Below are 16,466 nucleotides of genomic sequence, written 5' to 3'. Positions count from 1 at the left end.
GCGCGCCCCGGGCCGCCACGCCGGCCCTCGCCTCGCCCGTCGCCCGATCGTAGGAAGGCCCCGGAGCTGGAACGGTTCGCCTGACCTGCGGAGTCCTACGGTCCGGACATGATCGTGTCCTTCACGTCCCCCGCGTCCTCCCGCCCGTCCCCGGCGCCGCCCGGAGACGACGAGTACCGTCCGGACCGGCCGCGCCTGACCGAACTGCGGCTGTCCGCCTTCGCCGGCCACCGCCGCGCCGGGTTCCCGCTCGGACCGCTCACCCTGTTCGCCGGGCCCAGCGGCTGCGGCAAGACGAGCGCGCTGCGGGCCTACGAGGCACTCGCCCGGCTCGGCGGCGGGGCCGGCCTCGGCGAGGTGTTCCCCGACCCGGTCGCCTGCGTGCCCGAGCGGGCCCGGCCCGACGCCCAGGGCCGCCGCGGCTTCCGCATCGGCTGCACGGCCGACGGTCCGGAAGGCCCGATCCGCCTCGACATCGCCGTACAGGCCGAGCCCGACCTGCGCATCGTGGGGGAGCGGCTGGCGGCGGACGGGCTCGTCCTGTTGGAGACCGCCCTGCGCGACCCGAGCCGCCGCCAGGTGCAGGCCGCCTGGCACACGGCGGGACAGGCGCCGGTCACCCGAGCCCCGCTGCCCGACGACCGGCTCGGCACCGCGCTGATCCCGCTGCGCGTGGCCGGCAAGACGGACGGGCAGCGCCGGGTGCTCGCCGCCGCCGAACAGATGGTGGTCGCCCTGCGCTCGGTCTTCGCCTGCGATCCGTCGCCCGGCCGGATGCGCGCCCCCGTGCCGACCGGCTCCGGGCGCCTGCTCGGCGGCTGCGACAACCTCGCCGACGTGCTGTGGCGCACCCGCGCGGAGTGCTGCAGGCGGCATTCGCTGCTCGTCGCCGCGGTGCGCGCCGGGTGCGCCGGCCCCGTCGCGGACGTGCTCGCCGAGCCGCTCGCCGACGGGACGGTGCGGGCGCTGCTCGACCGGGGTGACGGGATCCGGACGGAACTCGGGCGGCTGGGCGACGGGGAGTTGAGATACGTCGCGCTCGCGCTGGTGCTGCTCACCGGGCCCGGCGTGCTCGAGCTCGACCCGGCCGGCGAGGTGCCCGCCGCCCTCCAGACGCTCACCGTCCTCGCCGACGGCCTCGACCGGGGACTCGACCCCGGGCAGCGCGGCGAACTGCTGCGGCTCGCGGCCCGGATGTGCGAGCGCGGCCACATCCGCCTGGTCGGCGCGGTGAGCGACGCGACGTGGGCCGCCGGGACGGACGGGGTCACGGTGGTACACCTGAAGCCGTGACAGAACCTCTCGACGTGGCGAAACTGCAGCGCAGGCTGGCCGAGTTCGCGGCCGCGCGCAACTGGCAGCCCTACCACACCCCCAAGAACCTCGTCGCCGCGCTCAGCGTGGAAGCCTCCGAACTCGTCGAGATCTTCCAGTGGTTGACGCCGGAGGAGTCGGCCCGGGTGATGGACGACCCCGACAGCGCGCACCGCGTGACGGACGAGGTCGCCGACGTGCTCGCGTATCTGCTCCAGCTGTGCGAGGTGCTCGGCATCGACCCGCTGGCGGCGCTGGACGCGAAGATCGACCGGAACGAGCGGAGGTTTCCGGCGCCGTAGAGCAACAACCTCCGCTATCACCCTCAGTAATCGAATCGCCGCCTGAAACCGATTACTTGTCCGCAGATTTCCGTCTTCCTCTGTCTTCTTGTCTCAACGTCTCTCACTCTGGGTAGTGGACCGGTAGCGGATGGACGTCGGGACAGACGGGGGCACCCCATGGACGCGGTGCGGCTCATCGTGACGAACAGGCGGGCCCTGGCGGGGAGCGGCGACCCGCCGGACGTCATGGCGGAGGTGTGGCAGGCGCAGGCCCTGGCCCAGGCGATCGGCAGCCGCCTCGCGGTCTCCGGCCCGCCGGAACTCCGGGGCGAGGCACTGGGGTTGACCGAGCTGGCGGGAAGAGGCTGCGGTGTCCTGGACCGCCCGGACATCGACGCCGAGGCCCTGCGGGCCGCCCAGCTCACCGAACTGGGCGACGCCCGCCAGGCCCTGATGTACCTCGGCGGTCTCCTGGGCGAGGTGAGCATCGCCCTCGTCGGCCTCGCCTCCGCCGCGGACGACGAGAGCACGTACTGGCAGTGCATGGAGGCCATCGACGCGGCGGACGAATCGAGGGACCGGGTGCTGGAGATGCTCAGGAGGCTTGCGGATCGGGATGAGGCGTTGCCGGCGTAGCCGTGGGGTGGTCGCATGCCGGCGTAGCCGCGGGCAGTCGTGCCGCTGGGGCGGCTCCCGACCCACAGAAGGGCGGCACCCCGTAGCACCGGGCTGCGCGACCCACCCCGCCCAGCCCCCACGCCGCCCGGCTATCAACCCGAAACCTCAGTCCCCCTCCCCGGCCACGCCTCTCTCCGCACCCCCGGCCGACTGCAAATCCGCATCCAACGCCGACAGATCCGCGTTCAACGCCGCCATCAGCTCCTCCATCTGCTGCAACAACCCTTTCGGCTGCCCAGCCCCCGCAGGGAGCGGCACGGTTTCTTCGGACATGACGGCCTCCTAGGCCCAAGGCCCCCAGGGAGGCCGACGCGGCTGACGGCTGACGCCCCGGCGACGACCGTCCGGTGCGGGCTCCGGACGGTCCGGCTCCGCCCGAGCCAACGATCTCCACCGGAGCGGGTCACTGGCGAGGTCACGCCCGCACTGCCGCATTGACGTATTTTCACCCCGGCCGGGGACGGCCGTGACCGGAGGGACCGCTGCGGTTGACCGATGCACCGACGTGCAGGATGGAGGGCATGGACCTTCGCATCTTCACCGAGCCCCAGCAGGGCGCCACCTACGACACCCTTCTCACCGTCGCCAAGGCCACCGAGGACCTCGGTTTCGACGCGTTCTTCCGCTCCGACCATTACCTCAAGATGGGCTCCGTGGACGGCCTCCCCGGCCCCACCGACGCCTGGATCACCCTCGCCGGCCTCGCCCGCGAGACCAAGCGCATACGGCTCGGCACGCTGATGACCGCCGCCACCTTCCGCCTGCCCGGCGTTCTCGCCATCCAGGTCGCGAATGTCGACCAGATGTCCGGCGGCCGTGTCGAGCTGGGCCTGGGCGCGGGCTGGTTCGAGGAGGAGCACACGGCGTACGGCATCCCCTTCCCGAAGGAGAAGTTCGCCCGCCTCGAGGAGCAGCTGGAGATCGTCACCGGTCTGTGGGCGACGGAGGCCGGCCAGACCTTCGACTTCCACGGCACGTACTACGACCTCGCCGACTCGCCCGCGCTGCCCAAGCCCGCGCAGGAGAAGATCCCCGTCCTCGTGGGCGGCCAGGGTGCGACCCGCACCCCGCGCCTGGCCGCGCGGTACGCCGACGAGTTCAACATGCCGTTCGGCTCGATCGAGGGCTGTGAGCGCCAGTTCGGCCGGGTCCGCGCCGCCGCGGAGGAGGCCGGCCGCAAGGCGGACGACATCACCTACTCCAACGCCCTCGTCGTCTGCGTCGGCAAGGACGACCAGGAGGTCGCCCGCCGCGCCGCCGCGATCGGCCGCGAAGTCCCGGAGCTGAAGGACAACGGCCTGGCCGGCACCCCGGCCGAGATCGTCGACAGGATCGGCCGCTACACCGAGGTCGGCTGCGAGCGGCTCTACCTCCAAATCCTCGACCTCTCCGACCTGGACCACCTGGAGCTGATCTCGTCGCAGGTGCAGTCGCAGCTGTCGTAGGCCGGCCATGGGTGCGGGGAGGCCACTGTGACAGGCCTGTTGCCGGAACTGTGGCCTCCACCACAAGTGAATGAAGCGAGGTGCTGGTGGGGTGGCCCGATGCGAAGAGCCACCCCCTTACTCCCGGTCCTCGCCGCCGCCCTGCTCGTGGCCGGCTGCGGTTCGGAACGCGCCGGCTCCCCGGGCGGCGGAGCCGGCGCGACGCCCCGGACCTCGGTCTCCCCCGTCTCCGATCCCGGGATGGACGGCGTGCGGATCACCGGCCTGACCCTTCCGTCCCCCTCGACGCCCGGGATCGTCTCCGCGTACTCCCCGGTCACCGCCGCCTACGAGGTCGTCAACGACAGTTCCGAAGCGCTGACGTACACGATCCTGTTCGACTTCACGACGGCCACCGGCCAGGTGATGACCAACACCCGGCAGACCGTGCGCGACGTCGGACCCGGCCGTACCGTGCGGGGCACCGTCGACATGCCGCCCGCGACGGCGAGCGGCCGGGACATGAACGTGACGCAGGTGAAGGTCTCCGAGGTCACCAGCGTCCCCGCGGCCGAGACGCCGGCCGAGGCGGGTCGGTGCCCGTCCTCCGGGGTCCGGGTCACGGCCGACGAGGGTGACGCCGCGATGGGACTGCGTGTCGTGGGGCTGTGGCTGGAGAACTGCGGCAAAAGCGACTACCGCGTCGAGGGCTACCCGCAGCTGACCCTCCTCGACGAGGACCGCGAGCCCGTCGACGGCGTCAGGATCCTCCACGGCAGCGGCGGCATCTCCAGCGCCGTGACCGGCTTCGACGACCCGCCCCGGTCGGTGACCCTGAACCCCGGTGAGCGCGCGCGGTCCGGACTGGTGTGGCGCAACACCGTCGAGGCCGGCACCGCCGTCAACGTCCCCTATGTCAGGGTCCGGGTGCGGTCCGGCGCCACGCCGGTCACGGTGACACCCCACCTCGACCTCGGGACCACCGGGAAGCTGGGAGTCAGCCCCTGGCGACCGGAGGAGGAGCGGCGCGGATAAACGAAAGCGCCGGTCGGCCGGGGTGTGCGATCGTATGACCGTCGTCCTGCCGAGCCCCCAGGATCACCCTCCCTGGGGGCTCTCGCGCGTACGACACCCGTCTCGTCCACCGGCCGGAGAGGCCCTCCCCATGTTCCTGACGATCAGTACCACCGGCACCCCCGAACGCCCCGCCACCGACCTCGGCTACCTGCTGCACAAGCATCCCGAGAAGGCGCAGGCGTTCTCCACGTCCTACGGCAAGGCGCACGTCCTCTACCCGGAGGCGGACGCCGAGCGCTGCACGGCGGCGCTGTTGCTGGAGGTCGACGCGGTGGCACTGGTCCGGCGGGGCAAGGGCAAGGGGCGCGGCGGCGCCCCCGACGCGGCCCTCGCGCAGTACGTCAACGACCGCCCGTATGCCGCCTCCTCGCTGCTCGCCGTGGCGCTGAGCGGTGTCTTCTCCAGCGCGATGCGCGGCGTGTGCAATGCCCGGCCCGAGCGCGCCGCCCAGCCGCTGCCGCTCCGCATTGAGGTACCCGCGCTGCCCGCCCGGGGCGGCCCGGATCTCGTGCGACGCCTCTTCGAGCCACTCGGCTGGACGGTGACCGCCGAGCCGGTGGCGCTGGACAGCGAGTTCCCGGAGTGGGGCGACTCGCGGTACGTGCGTCTCGTACTGGAATCCGAGGCATTGACCCTCGCCGAAGCCCTGCGGCACCTGTACGTCCTGCTCCCCGTCCTCGACGACGCCAAGCACTACTGGGTGGCTTCCGACGAGGTCGACAAGCTGCTGCGGGCCGGCGAGGGCTGGCTGCCCGACCACCCGGAGCAGCACCTGATCACCAACCGCTACCTCTCGCGCCGCTGGTCGCTGACCCGCGAGGCCCGGGAGCGCCTGGAACTGGTGCGGCTTGCCGAGGCCGACGACAGCGAGGTCGAGGAGATCGACAACGCCGTCGAGGCGGAGACCGAGGCCGAGGAGAAGCCGACCCCGCTCGCCGTGCAGCGCCGGGACGCGATCACCGCCGCGCTCCAGGAGTCCGGCGCCGCCCGCGTGCTCGACCTCGGTTGCGGACAGGGCCAGCTGGTGCAGGCGCTGCTGAAGGACCCGCGGTTCACCGAGATCGTCGGCGTCGACGTGTCGATGCGGGCGCTCACCATCGCCTCCCGGCGCCTGAAGCTGGACCGCATGGGGGAGCGGCAGGCCTCGCGCGTCAAGCTCTTCCAGAGCTCGCTGGCCTACACCGACAACCGGCTCAAGGGCTACGACGCCGCCGTACTGAGCGAGGTGATCGAGCACCTCGACCTGCCGCGGCTGCCCGCCCTGGAGTACGCGGTGTTCGGCGCCGCCCGCCCCCGGACCGTGCTCGTGACCACGCCCAACGTCGAGTACAACGTGCGCTGGGAGAGCCTCCCGGCCGGCCACGTCCGGCACGGTGACCACCGCTTTGAGTGGACGCGCGAGGAGTTCCGCACCTGGGCGGGCGCGGTGGCCGAACGGCACGGGTACGGCGTGGAGTTCGCACCCGTCGGGCCGGACGACCCCGAGGTCGGGCCGCCCACCCAGATGGCCGTATTCACGATCAGGAGCAGCAACGAGAAGGAGGCGAAGGCAGCATGACGACCACTCAGAAGGAACGCGTCCTCCCCGTCACCGACCTCTCCCTCGTCGTCCTGATCGGCGCCTCCGGATCGGGCAAGTCGACCTTCGCCCGCCGGCACTTCAAGCCGACCGAGGTGATCTCCTCCGACTTCTGCCGCGGCCTGGTCTCCGACGACGAGAACGACCAGAGCGCCACCCGGGACGCCTTCGACGTCCTGCACTACATCGCGGGCAAGCGCCTCGCCGCCGGCCGCCGCACGGTCGTCGACGCGACCAACGTGCAGCAGGACGCCCGCCGGCAGCTGATCGACCTGGCCAAGCGGTACGACGTGCTGCCCATCGCCATCGTGCTCGACGTGCCCGAGGACGTGTGCGCCGAGCGCAACGCCTCCCGCACCGACCGGGCCGACATGCCGCGCCGGGTCATCCAGCGCCACACCCGCGAGCTCAGGCGCTCGCTCAGGCATCTGGAGCGCGAGGGCTTCCGCAAGGTGCACGTCCTGCGGGGCGTGGAGGACGTCGAGAACGCCACCGTCGTCACCGAGAAGCGCTTCAACGACCTGACCCACCTCACCGGCCCCTTCGACATCGTCGGCGACATCCACGGCTGCTCCTTGGAACTGGAGGCGCTGCTCGGCAAGTTGGGCTATGCCGACGGCGTCCACCCGGAGGGCCGTACGGCGGTCTTCGTCGGCGACCTCGTCGACCGCGGCCCGGACAGCCCGGGCGTGCTGCGCCGCGTGATGTCGATGGTGAAGTCGGGCAACGCCCTCTGTGTCCCCGGCAACCACGAGAACAAGTACGGTCGTTACCTCAAGGGCCGCAAGGTCCAGCACACGCACGGCCTCGCCGAGACCATCGAGCAGATGGAGGACCAGAGCGAGGAGTTCAGGCAGCGGGTACGGGAGTTCATCGACGGCCTCGTCAGCCACTACGTCCTCGACGGCGGCAAGCTCGTCGTCTGCCACGCCGGCCTGCCCGAGAAGTACCACGGCCGCACCTCCGGCCGGGTGCGCTCGCACGCCCTGTACGGCGACACGACCGGCGAGACCGACGAGTTCGGGCTGCCGGTGCGCTACCCGTGGGCGGAGGACTACCGGGGTCGCGCCGCCGTGGTGTACGGCCACACTCCGGTCCCCGAGGCCACGTGGCTCAACAACACCATCTGCCTGGACACCGGCGCCGTCTTCGGCGGCAAGCTCACCGCGCTGCGCTGGCCGGAGCGCGAGCTGGTCGACGTACCCGCGGAGCGGGTCTGGTACGAGCCGGCGAAGCCGCTGCGGACCGAGGCGCCCGGCGGGCACGACGGGCGGCCGCTGGACCTCGCGGACGTGCACGGTCGCCGGGTCGTCGAGACCAGGCACCAGGGCCGCGTCTCGATCCGCGAGGAGAACGCGGCGGCTGCTCTTGAGGTCATGAGCCGTTTCGCGGTGGACCCGCGGCTGCTGCCGTACCTCCCGCCGACCATGGCACCGACGGCGACGAGTCACGTCGACGGCTACCTCGAGCACCCGGCCGAGGCCTTCGCGCAGTACAAGGAGGACGGCGTCGCGCGGGTGGTGTGCGAGGAGAAGCACATGGGCTCGCGGGCGGTGGCGCTGGTCTGCCGGGACGCCGAGGCGGCCCGCAAGCGATTCGGGGTCGACGGCCCCACCGGGTCGCTCTACACGCGCACCGGCCGCCCGTTCTTCGACGACGAGACCGTCACCGAGGACATCCTCGGCCGCGTGCGCACGGCGATCGACGAGGCGGGCCTCTGGGCCGAACTCGACACGGACTGGCTGCTCCTGGACGCCGAGCTGATGCCATGGTCGTTGAAGGCCGCGGGCCTGCTGCGCAGTCAGTACGCGTCCGTGGGCGCCGCGTCCGGCGCGGTGTTCCCCGGCGCGCTGGCCGCCCTGGAGGGCGCGGCGGCGCGCGGCGTCGACGTCTCGGACCTGCTGGCCCGCCAGCGCCAGCGGGCCGACGCCGCCTCGGCGTTCACGGACGCCTACCGGCGCTACTGCTGGACCACGGACGGCCTGGACGGCGTACGCCTGGCCCCCTTCCAGATCCTCGCCGTCCAGGGCCGCAGCCTTGCCGCCCTGCCGCACGACGAGCAGCTCGCGCTCCTCGACCGGCTGGTGGAGCACGACGGCAGCGGCCTGCTCCAGACCACGCGTCGCCTGTACGTCGACACCGCCGACCCCGAGTCGGTACGGGCCGGCGTCGACTGGTGGCTGGAGATGACCGGCCGGGGCGGCGAGGGCATGGTCGTCAAGCCGGTCGGGGCGGTGGTACGCAGCGAGCAAGGGCGCCTGGTGCAGCCCGGCATCAAATGCCGCGGCCGCGAGTACCTCCGGATCATCTACGGCCCGGAGTACACGCGTCCCGACAACCTCGCCCGCCTCCGCGGCCGGTTCCTCAACCACAAGCGCTCGCTCGCGATCCGCGAGTACGCGCTCGGTCTGGAGGCGCTGGACCGGCTCGCGGAGGGCGAGCCGCTGTGGCGGGTGCACGAGGCCGTCTTCGGCGTGCTGGCGCTGGAGTCGGAACCGGTGGACCCGAGGCTGTAGACGGCTTTAGGAGCCTGTGAGGATCGATTTCCGGCCGAGTCTCCCAACTCGGGGGCGCCCGGCCGGACTTCGCGCCTTCCCGTCTCACCTGTCTCTGGTTAACCGCCAGTTGCCGTGCTAACTTCGCAGGTCGGTCAGGCAGGCATACCGGCTCATGGGGGACAGTCGGTGGAGACAGGCGCGGGGTGGGGCAAGCCCGAGGACGCTTCCGCGCGCCCGCGGGGACTTCGGCTGCTGGCGGAGCTGACCGACGGTCTGTGCGATCTGAGCTGCACCGAGGACGCCCAGGCGCGGGTCCAGTTCGCCGCGCTCCTCGCGGATCAGCTCGGCCGGCCGGTCGACGTACGCGGTGTCCGGCAGCGCGAGGACGTGGCCGCCCTGGTGCGCGCCGCGCTGAACGTGGCGGGCGGGGAGCACGTACTCGTCGGAGTGGTCCGCATCCTCGAAGGAGCCCCGGCGGGCGACGAACTCGACCGGCTCATCGCCCCCGACCAAGCCCCGGCCCCCGCTCCCGGCACCGAAACCGATACGCTGCTCGGCCCGCTCAGCCACGATGACGAGAGCAGCGCACGCGCGGTCCTGGCCAAGGGCGAGCTGTCCGCGAGCCGGCTGCGGGACGACCTGGTCCAGGAGTTATCCGGCCTCGACCTGCCCCTCGGGCTCAACCCGGAGCAGCTCTTCACGCACGTCCTGGAGTGGAACGTGCAACCGGACGGCCTGCCGCCCACCGTCCTGCTCCTCGACCGCGCGGCCGGGGTCGCCGTCGCGCCCGGCCACCGCGCGGCCCTGGCCGGCTGGGTCGACGACTGGGCCCGGCGCGCCGGCCGGACCGCGGAGCTGAAGCGGCGCCGGGAGGCCCGCGCCGCCGTGGTGAGCGACCCCGATGTCCCGCGCTGCCTGATCGTCGCGGTCGAGCCGGCCCGGGACGGCACCGGCGAGATCGTCGTACGCCCCTGGCTCAACACCGTGCCCGGCCACTGGAACCCCCAGCCCGGCGAACCGTCCCTCACCACCCTGGACCAGCTCGGCACGGCCGTCGAACGCGCGCTCAGGCAGGGCGCCCGGCTCTGGTCCGCCCCGCGCGAGCCGGATCCGAGTGGACGCGTGCAGCCACCGCCGTACATCGAGTTCGTCCTGCCGTACGAGTTGCTCAACCACGATGTGGCGGGATTGACGTACCGGATCGGTGACGGACGCCCGTTGCCGCTCGGGCTGAAGTACGGGGTGCACCTGCGCAGCCTGGAGCGGATGCGCAGCGACGACGCGCTGGTAAGGGAGCAGTGGCGGGAGCGTTGGCGCACACTGCGGCGGCACGGGGTCACGGTGCACGGCTGGAGTGAACCGGACAGTCGGCGGCCGGAGGCATGGCAGGCGGTGCTCGCAGGGGAGAACAGACATACGGCCGTGGTGCTGGACGCCCCGGCCGACCGCTTTGCCCTGGAGGCGCTCAAGGCCGCCATAGCGGAGGGGATCGGACTCGCGGTCTGGGACCGCAGAGGGGTATTCGACGAGGAGCGCCGGGAGGTGGTGACCGCCGTGTTCGCCGCCGTGCCGACGCCCTCGCAGATCCCGACGGCCATTCACCGGCTGCGCCAGAACGCCGAGTTGCACACACAGGGACCCAGCCGGTTCCTCGGCCGGCACATCGGCTTCTTCTGGGACGACCCCACCCGACTCGTTGACATCGACCCCGGCGATCTCGCCGGCGAGGAGGCACCGGCATGAGCGCGCACGAGCAGACGTCCCCGAACGGCTGGCGCGTCTTCCACGCCACGGGCCGCGCCCCGGCCGTCCCGCCCAAGCTGCCGGAGCCGCCGCCCTGGCGCCGGTTCCGCGGCGAGCCGCTGCAGCCCACGCCGCCGGACGACCCTCAGGCCGCGCAGCGCCGCCTGGGCCCCGGCGACATCACGCCCCAGCTCGGCCCGGACGAGATCGACACCGTCAACGCCGCGCTGCTGCTGCGCCGGCCCCTGCTGATCACCGGCCCGCCCGGAGTCGGCAAGTCGACCCTCGCCTACCTGATATCCCGCGAACTGGGTCTGGGCCGGGTCCTGGAGTGGAACATCGTCAGCCGTACGGCACTGCGCGACGGGCTGTACGTCCATGACGCCATGGGACGCGCCCAGGCCATCGCCGCCTGGCAGGCCGGCCTGAGGGACGCGGCGGCCCCGGAGACGGGCGAGGAGGACCTCACCGAGCCGGCCGTCAACACCGGGCTCGCGTCAAGAGATCGTCAACTGCCCCCGTTTCTTGGTGACTTCATCACCCTGGGGCCCCTCGGCACCGCCTTGCTGCCCTACGATCGTCCCCGTGTGCTTCTCGTCGACGAGCTCGACAAGAGCGACATCGACCTGCCGAACGACCTGTTGCACGTGCTGGAGAACGGAAGCTATGACGTCCCGGAGCTGGTGCGCGATGCCGCGGACACCGCGCGCGTCCACACCAGCGACCCCGGCGGCCACGCCCTGGTGCGGGGCGGGCGGGTCGAGTGCCGGGAGTTCCCGGTCGTGGTGATCACCAGCAACGGAGAACGTGAGTTTCCCGCCGCCTTCCGCCGCCGCTGTCTGCCGCTGGAGATGCGCACGCCCACCCGTGAGCAACTCCTGGCCATGGTCGAGGGACACCTCGGCGCCCGGCCACAGGGCACGGAAGACCTGGTGAACCTGTTCGTACAGCGGGTCCAGGCCGGCGGCACCCACTCGCTCGACCAGCTACTCAACGCTGTCCAGATGACTACCGCGGGTGGTTTCCAGGCGGATGGTGACGGGCGTAAGCTCGTGGAAATGCTGCTCCGCGACCTCGCGAAGGGCCGCTGAATGACCGGCTTTCCCAGGGAGCGCGCGTCCGGGCTCGGCGACGGAGGTCCCGCATCGGGGTCGTCGCCTCCTTCGGCGTTCTCAGAGTCCGTCGAGTACGCGCGAGAGCACGGAGCGACGCTCTCCGCCGCCCCGGAACAGGACGCACCGGCCCGCACCAGTCCGTACGCCGACGAGCGGTCCGCGCCGCGCTGGCAGGAGGTCGCCGACGCGGTCTGGCTCGCCGCGCACTGGTCCCGCCACGGCGGCCCGGCCGGCGCCGGGCAGGACCCCGCACCGGTCCACGACACCGTGCCCGCGACCGAGCGGCCCTCCCACACCGCGGACACCGACGACGTACGACACCCGGACGCGCCCCCGGCCGACGAGACCCGCCCCGAGGACGCGCCCGCCGCCGATCCCGTACGGCCGCCGCGGCGCACCCCCGCCGACGCCGGAACCCCCGGCCTGCGGACTCCGCCGACCGTGGACCACGCCCACCGGCCCGGCCCGGCGCAGACCGGCGCCGGATTCGGCGAACCGGCCGTGCCCGCCCGGCTGTTACCCCACCCCGAAGGGCCCTTCGCCCTGCACGTCGGCCGCCCGCTGCTGCCCGACGACCGCCCCCAGCAGGGGCCCGGCCGCGCCACGGCCCTGCTCGCGCGCGCCCTGCACCAGCTGGCCCGCCGCATCCCCTCCCGCGACACCCTGGAGCTGGACGAGGAGACGACCGCCGAGCAGGGGCTCGTCGACGGCCTGTGGCTGCCCTTCCTGCGGCCCGCACGCACCTCCGCCTTCGACCTCGTGCTGCTCGTCGACGCCGCCCCCACCATGCGGATCTGGGAGGAGGCCACCGCCCGGCTCGCCGAGGCCGCCGAGCACAGCGGCGCCTTCCGGGGCGTACGCACGGTCAAGGTCGACGTGCCGCGCACCGGGACCGCCACCCTGCGCCGGCCCACCGGCCCGGCCGCCGCCGACCCCGCCGAACTCCTCGACGGACGGGGCGGCCGCATCTTCCTCGTCGTCACCGACGGACTCGCCCACGGCTGGGCCGCGTCCACCGCCGACGACCTGCTGGGCCGGCTCGCCCACGCCGGCCCCACCGCTCTCGTCCACCTGCTGCCGCCGCATCTGCGCCACCGCTCCTCGCTCTACCCCTACCAGGCGGTCCTGGAGGCCGGCGGCTTCGGCGCCCCCAACGACGCCCTCGCCCACTGGGCGCCGCCCGGCGGACCCGACCCGCTGCGGCCGCTGCCCGCCGCGGGCGACGGCTCCGTCCCGGTGCCCGTGCTGTCCCTCAAGGCCGGCTCCCTCGCCGCCTGGGCCGACCTCGTCACCTCGGAGCGGGGAGTACGCCGCGCCCTGCCCGTCGTCCTGGCCGGCACCCTCACCAAGGGGGCCCCCGCGCCCGGACTGCGCGCCCCTCGCTTCCCGCGCGCCGCCACCGCCGCCGTCCGCCGCTTCTTCACCCTCGCCACCCCGGCCGCCCGCCGTCTCGCCACCCAACTCGCCGCCATTCCCTTCGAGTTCGACCTCGTGGAACAACTGCGGCGGCGCACCATGCCGGAGACCGGCCCGGACCACCTGGCCGAGATCCTCATGGGCGGGCTGATCGACTGGGACAGCGGCGGCGACGGCCGCCCCGAATTCGCCGACGGCGTCCGCGAGGCCCTGCTCGCCACCACCACCCGCAGCCAACTCGCCCGCACCGTCAGCGTGGTGGGCGACCTGCCCGCCGCGGGCGAACGGGGCGTCGCCCTGCGCGCCGCCCTGCGCGACCCGACGGGCACCACGCTGCCCGACCCGGCCGAGCGCGGCTGGGTACGCAGCGAACTGGCCGTGATGCGCGCACTCTCGGGGCCGTACTCCGAACGCGCCAAACGCATCGAACCGAACCTCGCCAGGCTCAGGTCCGGTACGGCCGAACGGGCGGCTGCCAGTTTGCCCGCAGGCTCACTCCCAGAGGTGAACCACACGGGCGGTGGGGGATCATCCGGCGCCGGAGAAGGCAGTGATCCAGCGTCGAACGTCCCCGACGAACCTGGAGAACCCCCCGTGCCGAGCCTGGTAACCGACGAGAACCAACACGAAGCCCCGGAGGCTGAGCCGCTCATGCAGAGCACCACGACCGCAACGCCGGCCCTTCTGGTGAACGTTCCCCTGAGGAACACCTCGTTCGTCGGCCGCCGGGCGCTGCTGAGGCTCGTGGAGGAGCAGCTGGGCGCCCAGGACACCGCGGCCGTCCTGCCGCACGCCCTGCACGGCCTGGGCGGCGTCGGCAAGTCCCAGCTCGCGCTGGAGTACATCTACACCCACCAGCACGACTACAAGGTGATCTGCTGGATCCCCGCCGAGCGGGAGAGCCTCATCCTGGCCGCCCTCGCCAGCCTGGCCGCCCAGCTGGGCGTCGCCCCGACCGGCCAGGACAGCCTGGGCGCCCCCGCCGCCAACACCGCCGTGCCCGCCGTACTGGAGGCGCTGCGCACCGGAGCGCCGTACGACAACTGGCTGCTCGTCTTCGACAATGCGGAGGACGTCGAGGCGGTGCGCAACTACTTCCCCACCAACGGGCCCGGCAAGGTCATCGTCACCTCCCGGAACCGCGCCTGGGAGCGGGTCGCCACCCCGTTGCCGGTGAACGTCTTCGACCGGGAGGAGTCCGTCGAGCTGCTCCAGAAGCGCTCGCCCGACCTGAGCGCCGAGGAGGCCGACCGGCTCGCCGAGGCGCTGGGCGATCTGCCGCTCGCGGTGGAGCAGGCGGGTGCCTGGCTCGGCGTCACCGGCATGCTCGTCGGGGAGTACCTCGACCTGCTCACCGAGCGCAGCCCGGAGATCCTCGAGATCGAACCGTCCCCCGACTACCCGGTCTCCGTCGCGGCAGCCTGGGACATCTCGCTGGAGCGGATCCAGCAGAACAACCCCGGCGCCCGGCAGCTGCTCGACATCTGCGCCAGCATGGCCCCCGAGCCCATCCCGCGGTCCATGCTGCGCGGCAGCCGGGGCGTCAGCATCACGCCCGAGATCGACCCGCTGCTGCGCGAGTCGATCCGGCTGAACCGCGCGGTGCGCGACCTCAGCCAGTTCTCGCTGATCAAGGTGGACCCGCGCTCCGACACCCTGCAGATGCACCGCCTGCTGCAGACCGTGCTCCTGGCCAAGCTGAACCCCGAGGAACGGGAGCGGATGCGCAGCGCCGCGCACCAGCTGCTGTCGGCGGCCAAGCCGGGCCCCTACGGCTCGTCGCTGGAGTGGCCCGCCTACCAGGCGCTGCTGCCCCATGTGCTCGCCTCCGAGGCGGTGGCCAGCTCCGACACCTGGGTACGGGACCTGGTCTCCGACACCGTGTGGTTCCTCTACTACTGGGGAGACCACGAGGGTGCCGCGGATTACGCCCGGCAGGCCTGGAACGCCTGGCTCGCGGCTTCCGGCGAGGACGACCTCCAAGTCATTCGCATGACCAAGAGCCTGTCGTTCCTGTTGCGGCAGATCGGACAGGTACCCGAGTCGATTCCTCTCAACGAGAAGGCGCTGGAGGCCTCCCGCCGCCAGGACGTCGAGCCCGAGGAACTGATCCACTCCCTGAGCCAGATGGCCGACGCCCGCCGCTACCAGGGCCGGTTCCAGGAAGCGCGGGACTTGGGCCAGGAGGCCACCGAGCTGGCCCGATCCCTGTTCGGCTCCGACGACCCCGTCACCTTGAGTGCCACCCACAACTGGGTCGTCGACCTGCGGCTGTGCGGACAGTTCAAGGAGGCGCTGCCGCTGGACCAGGAGAACGCCCGGCTGCGTGACCTGCTGTTCGGCCCCGCCAGCTTCTTCACCCTCAACACGCTCAACGCCCTGTCCATCGACATGCGGGAGAACGGCGACTATCCCGGTGCCCGGGACTTCCAGGAGGACGTCCACCGGCGGGCGCGTACCGCGCTCGGCGAGGAGCACCCACTCACCCTGCGCATCGCCCGCAACCTCGCGGTGTGCCAGCGCCGCGACGGGGCGCTCACCGAGGCCCGCAAGCTCGCCGAGGAGACGCTGCGGCGCTTCACCTCCCGCTACGGGCCCGACCACTTCGACTCGCTGTCCACGGCGATCAACCTGGCCGTCGACCAGCGCCTGGCCGGGGACCTCGACAGCTCCCGCCAGCTGGCCGAGGCGACGCTACGGCGGTACGAGCAGCGCCTGGGCGACGACCACGCGTACTCCCTGCTGACCCGGGCCAACCTCGCCGCCACGCTGCGGGCGCTCGGGGCGCTCGACAGCGCGCAGGAGCACGAGGACGAGGCGGCACGGCGGCTGGCCGAGCAGGTGGGGGAGCACCACATCATCACGCTGACCGTCGCCCTCGGGCAGGCCAACACGGCATACGCGCGCCTGGACTTCGAGCGGGCGCACGCCATCGACGAGGCCAATCTGCCGCGGCTCGCCGAGGCCGCGGGCGAGGAGCACCCGCTGACGCTGTCCTGCACGGCCAACCTCGCGCTGGATCTGCGGGGCCTGGGCCGCGGCCCGGAGGCGGACGAGCTCCAGCGCAAGGCCGTGGAGGGCTTCAGCCGTGTTCTGCGTGCCGACCATCCGTGGCTGCTGGCGGCGCGTCAGCGGCGGCGGATCGAGTGCGACTTGGCGCCGATGCCGCTTTAGCCTCCGGCGGTGGGGCCCGGGGGGGCGGGGGGTGTCGTGGGGCTGTGGTGAGTCTGCGGGCCGGTGGGGGCTGGTCGCGCCCCGCGGCGGAGCCGCGTATTGACACAGCCCCGCGCCCCTACCGGCACCAGTCCTCCCGGCGAACAACGCTCCGTCCGACACCT

Annotated in this window: 11 protein-coding genes; 10 read left to right on the top strand and 1 reads right to left on the bottom strand. The window is 72.7% G+C overall.

Features of this window, described 5'->3' with window-relative positions; genetic code table 11:
• Window positions 1–108: 108 nt before the first annotated feature.
• From ABT063_RS34470 to ABT063_RS34460, 3 genes are all read left to right on the top strand, one after another.
• Window positions 109–1,293: an AAA family ATPase gene (locus ABT063_RS34470; RefSeq protein WP_351063937.1), complete on the top strand. Its 1,185-nt coding sequence runs from the start codon at window positions 109–111 to the stop codon at window positions 1,291–1,293.
• The gene (locus ABT063_RS34465) at window positions 1,290–1,616 is read left to right on the top strand and encodes a nucleotide pyrophosphohydrolase (protein WP_351063936.1); all 327 of its coding nucleotides are present in this window, start codon (window positions 1,290–1,292) and stop codon (window positions 1,614–1,616) included. Before ABT063_RS34470 ends, ABT063_RS34465 begins: the two co-directional genes overlap by 4 nt.
• 159 nt (window positions 1,617–1,775) lie before the next feature.
• Window positions 1,776–2,234: a DUF6099 family protein gene (locus tag ABT063_RS34460; protein WP_351063934.1), complete on the top strand. Its 459-nt coding sequence runs from the start codon at window positions 1,776–1,778 to the stop codon at window positions 2,232–2,234.
• A gap of 147 nt (window positions 2,235–2,381) precedes the next feature.
• On the opposite strand, the gene ABT063_RS34455 is transcribed toward ABT063_RS34460, so the two are convergent.
• Entirely contained in the window at window positions 2,382–2,549 is a 168-nt protein-coding gene (locus tag ABT063_RS34455; RefSeq protein ID WP_351063932.1) for a hypothetical protein, read from the bottom strand.
• A 248-nt stretch (window positions 2,550–2,797) separates the two neighbouring features.
• On the opposite strand from ABT063_RS34455, the gene ABT063_RS34450 reads away from it, so the two are divergent.
• From ABT063_RS34450 to fxsT, 7 genes are all read left to right on the top strand, one after another.
• Window positions 2,798–3,721: an LLM class F420-dependent oxidoreductase gene (locus tag ABT063_RS34450; protein ID WP_351063930.1), complete on the top strand. Its 924-nt coding sequence runs from the start codon at window positions 2,798–2,800 to the stop codon at window positions 3,719–3,721.
• A gap of 99 nt (window positions 3,722–3,820) precedes the next feature.
• Window positions 3,821–4,735, top strand: coding sequence for a DUF4232 domain-containing protein (locus tag ABT063_RS34445; RefSeq protein WP_351063928.1), 915 nt, complete (start codon window positions 3,821–3,823; stop codon window positions 4,733–4,735).
• A gap of 130 nt (window positions 4,736–4,865) precedes the next feature.
• Complete coding sequence (locus tag ABT063_RS34440) at window positions 4,866–6,335, top strand: 3' terminal RNA ribose 2'-O-methyltransferase Hen1 (RefSeq protein WP_351063926.1); 1,470 nt, start codon at window positions 4,866–4,868, stop codon at window positions 6,333–6,335.
• Window positions 6,332–8,872 carry a polynucleotide kinase-phosphatase gene (locus ABT063_RS34435; protein ID WP_351063924.1) on the top strand — a complete coding sequence of 847 codons (2,541 nt, stop codon included), beginning with the start codon at window positions 6,332–6,334 and terminating at the stop codon, window positions 8,870–8,872. Before ABT063_RS34440 ends, ABT063_RS34435 begins: the two co-directional genes overlap by 4 nt.
• Before the next feature lie 168 nt (window positions 8,873–9,040).
• Window positions 9,041–10,597, top strand: a complete 1,557-nt coding sequence (locus ABT063_RS34430) for a VMAP-C domain-containing protein (protein WP_351063922.1) — start codon at window positions 9,041–9,043, stop codon at window positions 10,595–10,597.
• On the top strand, window positions 10,594–11,688 hold the full coding sequence (locus tag ABT063_RS34425; RefSeq protein ID WP_351063921.1) for an AAA family ATPase: 1,095 nt from the start codon (window positions 10,594–10,596) through the stop codon (window positions 11,686–11,688). The genes ABT063_RS34430 and ABT063_RS34425 overlap by 4 nt, the downstream gene beginning before the upstream one ends.
• Window positions 11,689–16,302, top strand: coding sequence for an FxSxx-COOH system tetratricopeptide repeat protein (gene fxsT / locus ABT063_RS34420; RefSeq protein ID WP_351063919.1), 4,614 nt, complete (start codon window positions 11,689–11,691; stop codon window positions 16,300–16,302).
• The last annotated feature ends 164 nt before the right edge of the window (window positions 16,303–16,466 follow it).

Origin of the sequence: Streptomyces sp. NPDC002838 (assembly GCF_040295365.1) — a bacterium.
Classification (GTDB): domain Bacteria; phylum Actinomycetota; class Actinomycetes; order Streptomycetales; family Streptomycetaceae; genus Streptomyces.
Note: the sequence above shows the minus strand (reverse complement) of the source record. Positions and strands in the feature narration are given on the sequence as shown.

Excerpts from the sequence above, each read along its gene's own strand:
- ABT063_RS34470 (WP_351063937.1), top strand. The coding sequence starts at position 109 with ATGATCGTGTCCTTCACGTCCCCCGCGTCCTCCCGCCCGTCCCCGGCG.
- ABT063_RS34460 (WP_351063934.1), top strand. The coding sequence starts at position 1,776 with ATGGACGCGGTGCGGCTCATCGTGACGAACAGGCGGGCCCTGGCGGGG.
- ABT063_RS34455 (WP_351063932.1), bottom strand. The coding sequence starts at position 2,549 with ATGTCCGAAGAAACCGTGCCGCTCCCTGCGGGGGCTGGGCAGCCGAAA.
- ABT063_RS34450 (WP_351063930.1), top strand. The coding sequence starts at position 2,798 with ATGGACCTTCGCATCTTCACCGAGCCCCAGCAGGGCGCCACCTACGAC.
- ABT063_RS34445 (WP_351063928.1), top strand. The coding sequence starts at position 3,821 with ATGCGAAGAGCCACCCCCTTACTCCCGGTCCTCGCCGCCGCCCTGCTC.
- ABT063_RS34440 (WP_351063926.1), top strand. The coding sequence starts at position 4,866 with ATGTTCCTGACGATCAGTACCACCGGCACCCCCGAACGCCCCGCCACC.
- ABT063_RS34435 (WP_351063924.1), top strand. The coding sequence starts at position 6,332 with ATGACGACCACTCAGAAGGAACGCGTCCTCCCCGTCACCGACCTCTCC.
- ABT063_RS34425 (WP_351063921.1), top strand. The coding sequence starts at position 10,594 with ATGAGCGCGCACGAGCAGACGTCCCCGAACGGCTGGCGCGTCTTCCAC.
- fxsT (WP_351063919.1), top strand. The coding sequence starts at position 11,689 with ATGACCGGCTTTCCCAGGGAGCGCGCGTCCGGGCTCGGCGACGGAGGT.